The sequence below is a fragment of the Janthinobacterium psychrotolerans genome, assembly GCF_001677885.1.
Lineage (GTDB): Bacteria > Pseudomonadota > Gammaproteobacteria > Burkholderiales > Burkholderiaceae_D > Janthinobacterium > Janthinobacterium psychrotolerans.
In genome coordinates this window covers 380,464-393,247 of the sequence record NZ_LOCQ01000061.1, presented here as the reverse complement: position 1 = coordinate 393,247, position 12,784 = coordinate 380,464, and the positions used below count along the sequence as shown (strand labels likewise).

The 12,784-nt window shown below is 59.2% G+C and carries 12 protein-coding genes and 1 tRNA gene; 5 read left to right on the top strand and 8 right to left on the bottom strand.

What is annotated here, in order from left to right; genetic code table 11:
• The first annotated feature begins 9 nt into the window (after positions 1-9).
• From ASR47_RS23825 to ASR47_RS23810, 4 genes are all read left to right on the top strand, one after another.
• Positions 10-1,263 (top strand): cytochrome-c peroxidase, encoded by a 1,254-nt coding sequence (locus ASR47_RS23825; RefSeq protein WP_150127948.1) that lies wholly within the window; start codon positions 10-12, stop codon positions 1,261-1,263.
• Positions 1,264-1,508: 245 nt separating this feature from the next.
• A complete protein-coding gene (locus ASR47_RS23820) occupies positions 1,509-3,389 on the top strand; it encodes a methyl-accepting chemotaxis protein (protein ID WP_065310250.1) in 1,881 nt (626 codons plus the stop codon).
• Positions 3,390-3,404: 15 nt separating this feature from the next.
• Positions 3,405-4,613, top strand: coding sequence for a hypothetical protein (locus tag ASR47_RS23815; RefSeq protein WP_082989127.1), 1,209 nt, complete (start codon positions 3,405-3,407; stop codon positions 4,611-4,613).
• 14 nt (positions 4,614-4,627) lie between these two features.
• On the top strand, positions 4,628-4,960 hold the full coding sequence (locus tag ASR47_RS23810; RefSeq protein ID WP_065310249.1) for a hypothetical protein: 333 nt from the start codon (positions 4,628-4,630) through the stop codon (positions 4,958-4,960).
• A 33-nt stretch (positions 4,961-4,993) separates the two neighbouring features.
• Here ASR47_RS23810 and ASR47_RS23805 read toward each other — a convergent pair whose 3' ends face one another.
• From ASR47_RS23805 to petA, 8 genes are all read right to left on the bottom strand, one after another.
• Positions 4,994-5,257 (bottom strand): helix-turn-helix domain-containing protein, encoded by a 264-nt coding sequence (locus ASR47_RS23805; protein WP_065310248.1) that lies wholly within the window; start codon positions 5,255-5,257, stop codon positions 4,994-4,996.
• 413 nt (positions 5,258-5,670) lie between these two features.
• On the bottom strand, positions 5,671-6,750 hold the full coding sequence (locus ASR47_RS23800; RefSeq protein WP_065310247.1) for a Fic family protein: 1,080 nt from the start codon (positions 6,748-6,750) through the stop codon (positions 5,671-5,673).
• 755 nt (positions 6,751-7,505) lie between these two features.
• Positions 7,506-7,581 (bottom strand) — tRNA-Thr (locus ASR47_RS23795).
• Positions 7,582-7,607: 26 nt separating this feature from the next.
• Entirely contained in the window at positions 7,608-8,117 is a 510-nt protein-coding gene (locus ASR47_RS23790; RefSeq protein WP_065310246.1) for a ClpXP protease specificity-enhancing factor, read from the bottom strand.
• Positions 8,118-8,325: 208 nt separating this feature from the next.
• The gene (locus ASR47_RS23785; RefSeq protein ID WP_010394154.1) at positions 8,326-8,937 is read right to left on the bottom strand and encodes a glutathione S-transferase N-terminal domain-containing protein; all 612 of its coding nucleotides are present in this window, start codon (positions 8,935-8,937) and stop codon (positions 8,326-8,328) included.
• A 120-nt stretch (positions 8,938-9,057) separates the two neighbouring features.
• Entirely contained in the window at positions 9,058-9,822 is a 765-nt protein-coding gene (locus ASR47_RS23780) for a cytochrome c1 (protein ID WP_065310245.1), read from the bottom strand.
• A 36-nt stretch (positions 9,823-9,858) separates the two neighbouring features.
• Positions 9,859-11,271 (bottom strand): cytochrome b, encoded by a 1,413-nt coding sequence (locus ASR47_RS23775; RefSeq protein WP_065310334.1) that lies wholly within the window; start codon positions 11,269-11,271, stop codon positions 9,859-9,861.
• A gap of 2 nt (positions 11,272-11,273) precedes the next feature.
• The gene (petA, locus tag ASR47_RS23770; RefSeq protein ID WP_065310244.1) at positions 11,274-11,882 is read right to left on the bottom strand and encodes a ubiquinol-cytochrome c reductase iron-sulfur subunit; all 609 of its coding nucleotides are present in this window, start codon (positions 11,880-11,882) and stop codon (positions 11,274-11,276) included.
• 436 nt (positions 11,883-12,318) lie between these two features.
• Here petA and mscL point away from each other — a divergent pair, with 436 nt between their 5' ends.
• Positions 12,319-12,771, top strand: a complete 453-nt coding sequence (gene mscL / locus ASR47_RS23765; protein ID WP_065310243.1) for a large conductance mechanosensitive channel protein MscL — start codon at positions 12,319-12,321, stop codon at positions 12,769-12,771.
• Positions 12,772-12,784 lie beyond the last annotated feature (13 nt).

Sequence of the window (12,784 nt, the reverse complement as noted above, 5' to 3'; positions counted from 1 at the left end):
ATTGCCGCCATGATGAAGTTCACGCCGTTCCTGTTATTGCTGCTGGCCGCCTGCCAGCCGCAGCAAGTCGCCCAACCCGCCGCCGCCGCTGCCGCCGCACCGGCCTATCTGCATGCCGCCTATGCTGCCGCGCCGCATCAACCGTCGGTGGCGGACATGACAGCCATGGGCCGCGCCATGTTTTTCGAGCCCAGCCTGTCGATATCGGGCAAGCTGTCGTGCGCCAGCTGCCACAGCCCCGACCACGCCTTTGGCCCGCCGAACGCTCTGGCGGTGCAGCTCGGTGGCCCCGAACTGAAAGACGCCGGCACCCGCGCCGCGCCGTCGCTGCGCTATATGCAGAACACGCCGGCGTTTACCGAGCACTACCATGACGACGATGGCGACGACAGCATCGACGCGGGGCCAACCGGCGGGCGCAACTGGGACGGCCGTGCCCAGTCCGGCCACGAGCAGGCGCTGACGCCGCTGCTGTCGCCACTTGAGATGGGCAACGTTGACGGCGCCGCCGTGGTCGACAAACTGCGCCATGGCCCGCTGGCGGCGCAGTTTCGCAAGGTGTATGGCGAGCAGATATTCGAGCAGCCCGAGCAGGCCTTGCGCTGGGCCCTGATGTCACTGGAAGTGTTTCAGGAAAGCCCGGCCGACTTTTACCCCTACACCAGCAAGTACGACGCTTACCTGCGCAAGCAGGTGCCATTGAACCCGCAGGAGCTGCGCGGCCTGGCATTGTTCAACGATGAAAACAAGGGCAACTGCGCCTCCTGCCATATCAGCCAGGTCGCCGCCGGCGGCGCTTTCCCGCAATTTACCGACTACGGCCTGATCAATATCGGCGTGCCGCGCAATAACAAGCTGCCCGTCAACGCCGATCCGCATTATTTTGACCTGGGCCTGTGCGGCCCCGCCCGCACCGATCTGAAAGACCACCAGGAATATTGCGGCCGCTTCAAGACGCCTTCCCTGCGCAACGTGGCGCTGCGCCAGAGCTTCTTCCACAACGGCAGTTTCACCAGCCTGGAGCAGGTGATGCGCTTCTACGTGCAGCGCGACACGGCGCCGCAAAAATGGTATCCGAAGAACCCGGACGGCAGTGTGCACAAGTACGACGACCTGCCGCCGGGCATGGAGGCGAACGTCAATGTCGAAGCGCCATTCGACCGGCAAAAGGGCCAGGCGCCGGCTCTGAACGAGAAGGAAATCGCGGACGTGATCGTGTTTTTGAAGACCTTGACGGATGGGTACAAGGTGCCGGCAGCTTAGGAATTGCTCTAGCTTGGGAAGACAACTGAATGTCCACAACCTGGCAAGCTCGGCAGGCTGTGAATTTGCAGTTTTACCACACTCTTGCCATTGCTGCCATCAATGACAATAGTTGTCTTGACGCAAGATGCCGCCCTGAGTTTTACTGTACTTGCGGCCAGGCATGGCGCCATCCTGGCGTCGTGTTCGCACGAGCGCGTGGACTTTTGCTGCCGGCTGCGCCCCTTTCCCCTTCTGGAGTTGCCATGTTCCACACCCTGCGTGCGCGCCTGATCGCCATCGCCATTGCCATCGTCGCGGTGGCGCTGGTACTCCTCTCGGCCGTGACCTTTGTCACCGTGCGTGCCAATGTGCTCACCTCGCTGGACAAGCAGATCGGCGATGTCACGCGCCAGTATGCGCGCGAGCTGACCGACTGGGTGCAGGACAAGCAGCGCATTGCGAGCTCCTTGAAGGTGGCGGTGGCCCAGGCCGACCCGCAACCGGCGCTCGATACGGCGCGCCAGGCGGGCGCCATGGATTCGGTCGGCTTTGCCTTGAGCGACAAGCGCGCCGTCTACAGCGGCTGGACGGTGCCGCCGGACTTCGACGGCACCACACGCCCCTGGTACAAGCTGGCCGCGTCGACCGGTGGTCCCGCCATCACGTCTCCTTATGCCGACGCCGGTACCGGCGAACTGTACGTCAGCTTCGTGGAACCGGTTTTCGCGCAGGCCGGCGGTGCGCTCGCTGGCGTGGTCAGTGCCGACGCGAAGCTGACCTCGGTCGTCAGGAAAGTCAACGCCATCCACCCGACCGAAAAGAGTTTTGCCTTGCTGGTCGATGGCACCAACAACACCATCCTGGCGCATGCGCGCAAGGAGCTGACGCTCAAGCCCGTCAGCGACCTGGCGGCCGGCCTCGATGCCGCGCTGCTGGCGCGCCTGGTCGCGGGCAATGAGCACGCCGAAGTGATGATCGATGGCGCCCAGCAGATGGTGTATGCCGCCAAAGTCGAGGGGACGCCATGGATATTGCTGACGGCGGTCGACCGCGACCTCGCTACCGCGTCCCTGACGGCGATGCTGCGCGTGACGGTCCTGATCACCGTGCTGTGCCTGCTGGCCGCCGGCGGCCTGATGTCGGTGTTCGTCAGCCGCCAGCTGCGCCGCATGCTGCTGGTGCGCGATGCGCTGGAAGACATCGCTTCCGGCGAGGGCGACCTGACGCGGCGCATGGATGCGTCCGGCCGCGACGAGCTGACGCAAATTGCCAGCGCCTTCAACCGTTTCGCCGACAAGATCGCCGCCGTGCTGCTGCAAATCCGTGTTGCGTCCGATACGGTGCGCACCGCCTCGGGCGAGATCGCTTCCGGCAACAGTGACCTGTCGACGCGCACCGAGTCGCAAGCGAGCGCGCTGGAAGAAACCTCGGCCGCCATGGAGCAACTGATGGCCACGGTCCAGCAGAACGCGGAAAACGCCCTGCAGGCCAACGAACTGGCCGCCAGCGCCACTCAGGTGGCCGGGCGCGGCGGCGAAGTGGTGCAGCAGGTGGTGCGCACCATGGGCGACATCAATACCGCTTCGCGCAAGATCGTCGACATCATCAGCACCATCGACGGCATCGCCTTCCAGACCAATATCCTGGCCCTCAATGCCGCCGTGGAAGCGGCGCGTGCCGGCGAAATGGGCCGCGGCTTTGCGGTCGTGGCGACCGAAGTGCGCTCGCTTGCCGGGCGTTCGGCCGAAGCGGCCAAGGAGATCAAGGCGCTGATCGGCGACTCCGTGACCCAGGTTGACGCCGGCAGCCGGCTGGTGGAAAGCGCCGGCGTGACCATGGCGGAAGTGGTCGACAGCATCGGCAAGCTGGCGGCCATCGTCAGGCAGATCAGCAGCGCCAGCCATGAGCAAAGCAGCGGTATCACCGAAGTGGGCACGGCGGTGACGCAAATGGATGAAAACACCCAGCAAAATGCCGCCCTGGTGGAACAAGCCGCCGCCGCCGCGCAGTCGCTGCAGCAGCAGGCCAGCGCGCTGGCCGAGGTGGTGGCAGGCTTCAAGCTGCCGCAGCTGGAAGGCATTGCGTTGACATCGCCGGCGCGTGCGCCGCAGGCCGGCTCGCGCGATGCGCTGCGCCTCAATTAATACGGGAGATTGACCATGTCTGCAAACTATCGTGGCGCCATCCTGGCGGCAGCATTGATCGTGCTGTGTAACGCCGTAGCGGCCGAGGAAGTGGCCAAGTCGCCCTGGAGCGTCGGCGGGGCGATCCGCTTCAACTATGTCTACAAGAGCTGGCAGGACGACTATCGGAGCGGTTTCGTCGGCCTGGACACGGCGCGGCTGGACGTCAATTACGACGACGGCACCTTGCTCGGCTCGGCGCAATACCGCTACAACCGCTACCCGAAGGGGCAGGGCGGCTACTGGCAGCACTTCCTGCATCACGGCTGGGTCGGCATGCGCCTGGCCGACAAGAGCACGGTGCAAGCGGGCCTGGTGAAAAACCCGTTCGGGCTGCAGCCGTTCGCATCCAATAATTTTTACGAGTCGATGGCGTTCTATACCGGTTTCGAGGACAAGTACGACCTCGGCCTGGCCTACGCCAGCCGGCCCGGCCCCGTCGAGTGGCAGCTGGGCTTTTTCCCGCGCGACGGCGGCTCCTATGGCGGCGGCGGCAATACGGCCGGCGCCTCGAATCGCTACTCCTACAATATCGTGCCCGATGACGCCCAGCAAGGGTATGCCACCGGCCAGCGCGACCACGAACGCAATACCTTCACCGGCAGGGTCGTCGCCCACATCGGCAGCACCGGCCAGCATGAGGTGGGGCTGTCGGCCCTGACCGGCACCATACGGAATGAGACCCGCAGCGAAGGACGCGACACCCGCCGCAATGCCGTGGCGCTGCATTACCGGGGCGGCATGGGTCCGTGGAACGTCATGCTCGAAGCCTTGCGCTACAGCTATGGCACCAGCCACGGCGCGGGACAGACGTATGGCGGACTCGACCCGAACAGCTTCGTCATCCTGGGCGCCTTCGGCTATCCCTACCCGGTGGCCTCCAAAGGCGACATCTATATCGCCAACCTCAGCTACGACATCCCGGGCACCCTGGGGCCGCTGGGCGGCTTCAAGCTGTACAACGACTACAGCATTCTGCGCAAGCGCGTTGGCAACTATAAAAGTTCGGTGCAGAATGTAAGCGGACTGAGCTTTTCATCCGGCAAATGGGTGTTCTATGCCGATTTCATGCTGGGCAAGCACCACCCCTACCTGTCGCCGGACGGCGGCGGGCTGGCCTCGACCTCCGGCGTGCACGATGGCTACACGCGCAGGATCAACCTGCAGGCGGGGTATTATTTCTGAACCAGGGAAAAAACATGGCAAACAACACGCAGCATCCTGATGGCCACTGGCGCCGCTTTGGCCGCGGCATGCTGCTCGCGCTGCTGATCGTGGTGGTCTGGAGCGCCATTTGCTGGAACCTGCGCGACTACAGCGGGCCGTTCTGGATGGAACTGAACCAGATGATCGAACTCTTCCCACTGTATGTCCTGGTCATGCTGGCGCAGATCGTGGTGGCCCTGCTGCTGGCGCGCTGGAAAACCTGGTGGTGGAGCGCCGGCATCGTCTGCGGCACCGTGCTGGGCATGGCCGGCCCGATCACGCTGGCGCTGATCGCCGCCAGCGGCATGCCGGCGATGCGGTATTGAGGCAGGACGGGCAGGAGGCGGTGCGAGCCACGACTACCACTCGGCCGCATTGCTTGCGGCGGATGTATCGCGCTCGCCCAGTTGCAACTCCAGCTCAAGTGCGGAGCACCAGCTGAGTAACTGCCTGACGCTGATTTCGTCGGGATGGCGCTCCAGGTGCGAGATGCGGTTCTGGCTCAGGCCGACGCGAATACCCACAGCCGCCTGAGTCATTTTGTGCCGTTTGCGGGTCGATACGAGTAATTGGCCGAGCTGCGACGCGGTGAGGAGACGTTGGGTGGTGGGCGAGAAAGACATATGTGGTATCCGTTATTCAGATATATCAATATTATCTGAAAGGCAGATAAACTCAGGGTAACTGAATGACGGATATATTACAGATAGCTGGTTGATCAAGATGGGTGACACAGCGCTTGCCCAGGACTCAGAAAGCAAAAGGCCCAACCTGAAGGCTGGGCTTTTTGCCCGGCTGACGGAAGCCCATCTGTAATGAGTTCAAGGGCTTAGAACTCTGACTGGCAAATTTTTGCCAATCGTTCTTGCTTTACCAGCCTCTTGAGGGCATTTTTCCTCGCTTGTCATTTTGCTCAATGCTCGGCTTGGCTGGTAGTCTCATGCGAACAAACTTTGCTTGAGAAGCGGATCATGTAAAGAAAGTGCGCCTTTTTTTACATGATATCTTCCTCATGTAAACAAACTGAGGTTGATGCTTAACGTGTCAGAATATTGAAAAAAGCATCATTAATGAAGTAATTTTCTCTCCAAACTGCTTGCTCGCGTAACAATCCTGCCTCAACGAGGGCACGCAGATATTTCGTGCAAGTCGGTCTTGAGCCCAGTCCTGCCTCTTCAAGAAACTTTACTTTACAATAAGGATGACGAAACACTACCTCAAGAATTCCAGCGACTTGTACCTTTGGAAGAAATTTTTCAGCCTTATCTGCGGCTTCTTGCATAAGTTTCTCAATGGCGATAATTCGCTCGCAAGTCAGCCTTGAGGTACTTTCAACCGCTCGCAGCATGAACAAGATCCACGACTCCCACTCGTTGCGTTCCGTTACCCCAGCTAGTCCTCGATAGTAATCTCCCTTGTTGTCCATGATGTAGCGCGACAGGTAGACAATCGGGACGTCAAGCAGGCCTTCAGATAGCAACAGCAGAATATTCAAAATTCGCCCAACGCGGCCGTTCCCATCCGGGAAAGGGTGTATCGCTTCGAACTGGTAGTGCATTACTGCCAGGCGCACCAAGGGGTCCAACTCAGACGGCTCATTGATAAAAATTTCTAGATTGGCGAGCTTATCTCGTATGGTCGCCTCACCCTCCGGCGGGGTGTATATTGTTTCGCCCATTGGATTGGACAGCCGAGTACCGGGAAGCCGACGGACGCCATCTTCAGCCTGTTTGATCACGCGATACATTTCTTCGAAAAGACGCGTGGTCAACGGCATGTCACTTTTTACCCATTGAAAGCCTTGCCAAAGCGCGTCCTTGTAATGCAAGACTTCCTTAGTTTGGTGGTCCGAACCTTCACCATCGTTTGCGAATCCTTGAAAAAGTGCGTCATTGGTGGTGACGATATTTTCGATCTCGCTGGATAGCTTTGCCTCTTGCAAGCCAAGCGCTTGGATGAGAACCCCCTGATTAGGCAACTGTCTGGCGGCTCCTTTCAGATCTGCCAATGCCGCGCGCGCGGCAATCGTCTGCTTCAGAACAGCCTTGGATTCCAGATCTATGCCAGGAGGCAGTAGAGGCAGCTCGTTGTAAGGTGCATTGCGGTCGAAGGCCATCAGCTTGCTCGTTTTCAGTGAATTCGGAGGTGTTCCGCCAGAACGACCCTGCAATCGCTTGCGCTGGGTCCTTCGCAACGGCGGTCGATAATACGGGATACGTCATCTGCTGGACAGTCTACAGCGCGTTAGAGCCGGTGTCGAAGCAATCGCTCGGAGGAGAATGTGGCTGCGCCAACTGTTGTTTGCGAGCGAAGCGAGCTCCAGCGAGCAAGTGCAGCGCGCGAGCGGCCCCGCAGGGAAAACATGATTTGCTCCTAACCGGCTATTTACGCACCGCTACCACTAGCTGCGCTCGCGGCCAGGGTTCCTGGCGTCAAACGCTGCGGCCAGCCTGGCGCGCGCCGATAGTCACCGCAACGACTAACGGTGCCATATAACACCGCCACGATGCTTGTCTAGCACCGCACACCGATGGCGCCAGCGTGTTTCTTCCTTGATGGGCGTGGTCATGGCAACTCCTTTGGCCAAAACCATTTGACAAATCGGTTTGCCAAATTTTTGCCAAATCATAGGCCAAAAGTAGGTCTTATACCGGGCTCTACCGCAAGCACAGACGAAAAAAAACCCAGTACTCCCCTATGAGAAGGGTCATTCCTGGGTTTTTCCGTGATTCTCTGTTACTAAGAGCGCCTATCAAAACCTACTGCGCGTCGGCATTTGCGGTCTGCGATGCTCACTGTACCTCCGTACAGTTGCGCTTCTCAACCACAACTACCTTCCGCTCGCTAAGGTTTTGTTAGGCGTAGTAAGACTGGTGCCGACTGCCGGTTTCGAACTGGCCACCTGATGATTACAAATCAACTGCTCTACCAAATGAGCTAAGTCGGCAAAAACTGCGCGTTGCGAATTATACGCTATTTAATGCGGGTCAGGGTCGGGCGGCCGCCTTTTTTTGGCGGCTCGTCGTCGCCGGACGGGGGGCTTTCGCGTTGTTCGGTGGTGCCGGTGGGGACCGATGACAGGGTCGGGCCGGTTGCTGCCGGGGCCGGTGGTGGTGGTGCGTCGGCTGACGCCGGGCTGTCGGTGGGCTGGCCGTGCGGGTCGTCGTTGCCGAGGACAGGTTCGAAGGCCATGCCCTGGCCATTTTCGTTGGCGTAGATGGCCATCACGTTGTCGACCGGAACGTAGATTTCACGCGAGATGCCGCCGAAGCGGGCGTGGAAGCGTACGGCGTCATTGTCCATCTTCAGGCCGCTGGTGGCGCCGAAGCTGATGTTCAGGACGATTTCGCCTTTTTTCACGTATTCCATCGGCACCGTCGTGCGCGAATCGACTTTGACCGCGAGATAGGGCGTGTAGCCGCTGTCGGTGCACCACTCGTAGATGGCGCGCAGCATATAAGGTTTGGTTGAGATTTCAGACATGATAGGCACTGTGAGACGGGAGCGCCGCCATTGCTGCAAGGCGCGCGCACCGGTGATTCAATGAAACAGAGCAATGAGATAAATCTCAAGATGCCCCAGAAAGCGTAGCGAGCAAGCCCGATATCGGCTTGAGTAACGCAGCCGTACTTTAGTACGGCGAGTAGCGCCAAGTCGAGAGCGGGCTGCGCAGTAGCTTTATGGGGATATCTTAACGGCGCATGACTTTCTCGGACGGCGTCAGCGCTTCGATATAGGCCGGACGCGAGAAGATGCGTTCGGCGTATTTCATCAGCGGCGCGGCCGTTTTCGACAGTTCGATGCCGTAGTGGTCCAGGCGCCACAGCAGCGGCGCGACAGCCACGTCGAGCATCGAGAATTCGTCGCCCAGCATGTACTTGTTTTTCAGGAACAGTGGCGCCAGGGTCGTCAGGCGGTCGCGGATTTCCGCGCGCGCCTTGTCGTGGGCCTTGTCGTTGCTCTTGGCGCGTTCGCTTTCCAGTACGTGCACGTGGACGAACAGTTCTTTTTCAAAGTTGAACAGCATCAGGCGCGCACGGGCGCGCATCAGCGGGTCGGCCGGCATCAGTTGCGGATGCGGGAAGCGCTCATCGATGTACTCGTTGATGATGTTCGATTCATACAGGATCAGTTCGCGCTCGACCAGGATCGGCACCTGGCCGTACGGGTTCATGGTCGAAATGTCTTCCGGCTTGTTGAACAGGTCGACGTCGCGCACTTCGAAGTCCATGCCTTTTTCAAACAGAACCAGACGGCAGCGTTGCGAAAATGGGCAGGTTGTACCCGAATAGAGAACCATCATTTTTTATAGTTCCTTAGAAACAAAGGGGGTGAAGCCGCGAACGGCTCACCCCAGGTCGCTTGTCCACTCATGCGGACAACGCAGAAACAGGCATTAACCGGCTGTCAGCCGGTGCCTCACTTATTTGACTTCCTTCCAGAACGACGCATTCAGGCGCCATGCCAGCAGAGCAAAAGCCGACAGGAACAGCAGTACCCAAACGCCCAGGCGCTTGCGTGTCTGTTGTGCCGGTTCGGCCATCCACTCCATGTAGCCGACCAGGTCGGCCACCGCAGTGTCATACTCGATTTTGTTCAACGTGCCTGGCTTGACTTGTTCGAAGCCGACAAATTTGTGGACTTTCTTGGCCGCATCATGCGGATCAGTCTCTTCCACGAACTTGGCAGTCTGGATACCTTGCAACTCCCATAACACATGCGGCATGGCAACATTTGGCACGACCATATTGTTCCAGCCGGTCGGCCGCGTGTCGTCTTTATAGAACGTACGCAGGTAAGTATACAGGTAGTCGCCGCCTGTGCCAGCGGAAGATGATTTCGCACGCGAAATTACCGACAAATCGGGCGGCACCACGCCAAAAAACGCCTTGGCGTCCTTCGGCGCCAGCGCCGTGGTCATCAGGTCGCCCACTTTATCACCGGAGAACAACAGATTCTGCTTGATCTGCTCTTCCGTCAGGCCCAGGTCTTTCAGGCGGTTGTAGCGCATCGATACGGCGGCGTGGCAATTGAGGCAATAATTGACGAACAGTTTGGCGCCATGTTGCAGCGCCGCCATGTTGGTCTGGCGGTCAGGCGCCTTGTCCAGCGGAAATCCACCTTCGCTGGCCAGGGCCAGGGCGGGCACGAACGCCAGGATGGCGAGCAGTTTTTTTGCAATCTTCATTTGATGTATGTCCTTTGAGCGTGGCGTGGGATCGGCTTAGTGCGGGTGAAACGTCACACGCGACGGCACGGTCTTGAACTTGCCCATTGCACTCCACCATGGCATCAGCAGGAAAAAGCTGAAGTAAATCAGGGTGCACACTTGCGACACGATGGTCTTGGCGTCGGTCGGCGCTTGCGTGCCGAGGTAGCCCAGCACCAGGAACGACAGGCCGAAGATGGCATACAGGTATTTGTGCCAGGTCGGACGGTAGCGGATCGATTTCACCGGCGAATGATCGAGCCATGGCAGGAAGGCCAGGATCACCACCGAGCCGCCGAAGAACACCACGCCCCAGAATTTCGCGTCCAGCACCTGTGGCAGCATGCCGACGATGGCCAGCAGGGCAATCACGGCGATGGCCGTCTTGACCTTGATCGACAGGCGCGACTTGAGCCAGATAAACACCACGTAAGCGGCTACGGCGCCCATCAGCACGTACATGAAGTCGGCCGTGGTGGCGCGCAGCACCGAGTAGAACGGCGTGAAGTACCAGGTCGGCGCGATGTGCAGCGGGGTTTTCAGCGAGTCGCCCGGCAGGAAGTTGTTGTATTCCAGGAAGTAGCCGCCCATTTCCGGCGCAAAGAACACCACCGCGCTGAAAATCACCAGGAAGATCGACACGCCGAACAGATCGTGCACGGTGTAGTAGGGGTGCGACGGAATCGAGTCGAGCGGATGGCCGTCGGCGCCCAGGGTTTCTTTTACCTCGATGCCGTCCGGATTGCTCGAACCGACTTCGTGCAGCGCGATCAAATGCGCTGCCACCAGGCCCAGCAGGACCAGCGGAATGGCGATCACGTGGAAGGCGAAGAAACGGTTCAGCGTGGCGTCCGACACCACGTAGTCGCCACGGATCCACAGCGACAGATCAGGGCCGATGACCGGAATCGCACCGAACAGATTGACGATCACCTGGGCGCCCCAGTACGACATCTGACCCCATGGCAGCAGGTAGCCGAAGAACGCTTCGGCCATCAGGCACAGGAAGATGGCGAAACCGAACAGCCAGATCAGTTCGCGCGGCTTGCGGTAGGAACCGTACAGCAGTGCGCGCGTCATGTGCAGGTAGACGATGATGAAGAAGGCCGAGGCGCCCGTCGAGTGCATGTAGCGCACCAGCCAGCCCCACGGCACTTCGCGCATGATGTACTCGACCGAATTGAAGGCCAGCGCCGCATCGGGCTTGTAGTGCATCGTCAGAAAGATGCCGGTGACGATCTGCAGCACCAGCACCAGCATGGCCAGGGAACCGAAGATGTACCAGAAATTGAAGTTTTTCGGGGCATAGTACTTGCCCCACTGGTCATTCCACAGCTTGGTCAGGGGAAAGCGGTCGTCGACCCAGCCCAGCGCTTTTTCGGCGGCGGGCGCGTCGGCCGGAAATTTGGTTTCTTTGAAAGCAGCCATGATCAAGCCTCGCCTTTTTCGTCTTTACCAATTACCAGGGTGGTGTCGCTCAAGTACATATGACGCGGCACTTGCAGATTGTCCGGCGCCGGCTTGTTCTTGTAGACGCGGCCGGCCATGTCGAAGGTCGAGCCGTGGCAAGGACACAAAAAGCCGCCTTCCCAGTCATCGGGCAGGGACGGTTGTGGACCGGGGGTAAATTTGGAGGAGGGCGAGCAGCCGAGGTGGGTGCAGATGCCGACCGCAACGAGGATTTCAGGCTTGATCGAGCGCCATTCGTTCATGCAGTATTGCGGCGTGAATTCGGCGGGGTTGCGTTCCGAGTTGGCGTCGGCGACCTTGCCGTCGGTTTTTTTCAGCGACGCCACCATTTCAGGGGTGCGCTTGAGGATCCAGACCGGTTTGCCGCGCCATTCGACGGTGCGCATTTCGCCGGGCTGCAAGGTACTGATGTCTACTTCGACCGGCGCACCGGCCGCTTTCGCGCGCTCGGACGGCTGGAAGGTGCTTACCAAGGCTCCCGCGGTTGCCAACCCGACTACACTGCCCGCCGCGCACGTGGCGACGAGCAAGCCGCGGCGGCCTGAATCGACCTGCTTTTCGTTACTCATGCAAACCCCAATCAGTCAAAATGCGAATCTTTATTATGAATGGCAGCCGCGAAACATCCGTCGCCGAAGCGCTTTCCCACTGTTTGCCAGGCTCCGTCTCTTTGTATGCGCTTTGTACGCGCTTTGTACGATAACGTGGCAATATCCCTGCGGAACTCCGGTCAAATGGCGCAGCCCGAGCCATTTTCTTGTTAATTGCCAACGGGAGAAAAAGCCCGCATTGGCAACCGCAAATTATAAGTGAAGCAAACAACGAATAAAACCAAAACGTTGCTTGTACCATAATTTATATACTTTTGCAGGGAGTGGCTAGTTCTTTCGAACTAGAAAGTTAGAGCTGGGCCAGAATGCTGCAAGCGCACATGCAAAATCTCGGTGCAAACGGAATCAATAGTATGATTGGCATGTTTTTATACTTGATCCGAAGGAGAAACCCATGGCAATGATGAAAGAATTCAAAGAATTCGCAATGAAGGGCAACGTTGTCGATCTGGCCGTCGGTGTGATCATCGGCGGCGCCTTCGGCAAGATCGTCGATTCATTGGTGCAGGACGTCATCATGCCGCCGATCGGGCGCATTTTCGGCGGCCTCGATTTCGCCAATTACTACCTGCCCCTGAATGGCCAGGCCACCACCATGACCCTGGTGGAAGCGAAAAAGGCTGGTGCAGTGCTGGCCTACGGTAACTTTTTGACCATCCTGCTCAACTTCATCATCCTGGCCTTTATCATCTTCCAGATGGTACGCCTGATGAACAAGGCGCGCCGCGCCCATACGCCACCGCCGGCGCCCGCCGCGCCAGCGGTCACGCCGGAAGACATCATGCTGCTGCGCGAGATCCGCGACTCGCTCAAGGGCGCACCAAAAAACAACGATCTGGCACAATAAACCGTTCCGGCGT

Excerpts from the sequence above, each read along its gene's own strand:
- ASR47_RS23825 (WP_150127948.1), top strand. The coding sequence starts at position 10 with ATGATGAAGTTCACGCCGTTCCTGTTATTGCTGCTGGCCGCCTGCCAG.
- ASR47_RS23820 (WP_065310250.1), top strand. The coding sequence starts at position 1,509 with ATGTTCCACACCCTGCGTGCGCGCCTGATCGCCATCGCCATTGCCATC.
- ASR47_RS23815 (WP_082989127.1), top strand. The coding sequence starts at position 3,405 with ATGTCTGCAAACTATCGTGGCGCCATCCTGGCGGCAGCATTGATCGTG.
- ASR47_RS23810 (WP_065310249.1), top strand. The coding sequence starts at position 4,628 with ATGGCAAACAACACGCAGCATCCTGATGGCCACTGGCGCCGCTTTGGC.
- ASR47_RS23805 (WP_065310248.1), bottom strand. The coding sequence starts at position 5,257 with ATGTCTTTCTCGCCCACCACCCAACGTCTCCTCACCGCGTCGCAGCTC.
- ASR47_RS23800 (WP_065310247.1), bottom strand. The coding sequence starts at position 6,750 with ATGGCCTTCGACCGCAATGCACCTTACAACGAGCTGCCTCTACTGCCT.
- ASR47_RS23790 (WP_065310246.1), bottom strand. The coding sequence starts at position 8,117 with ATGTCTGAAATCTCAACCAAACCTTATATGCTGCGCGCCATCTACGAG.
- ASR47_RS23785 (WP_010394154.1), bottom strand. The coding sequence starts at position 8,937 with ATGATGGTTCTCTATTCGGGTACAACCTGCCCATTTTCGCAACGCTGC.
- ASR47_RS23780 (WP_065310245.1), bottom strand. The coding sequence starts at position 9,822 with ATGAAGATTGCAAAAAAACTGCTCGCCATCCTGGCGTTCGTGCCCGCC.
- ASR47_RS23775 (WP_065310334.1), bottom strand. The coding sequence starts at position 11,271 with ATGGCTGCTTTCAAAGAAACCAAATTTCCGGCCGACGCGCCCGCCGCC.
- petA (WP_065310244.1), bottom strand. The coding sequence starts at position 11,882 with ATGAGTAACGAAAAGCAGGTCGATTCAGGCCGCCGCGGCTTGCTCGTC.
- mscL (WP_065310243.1), top strand. The coding sequence starts at position 12,319 with ATGGCAATGATGAAAGAATTCAAAGAATTCGCAATGAAGGGCAACGTT.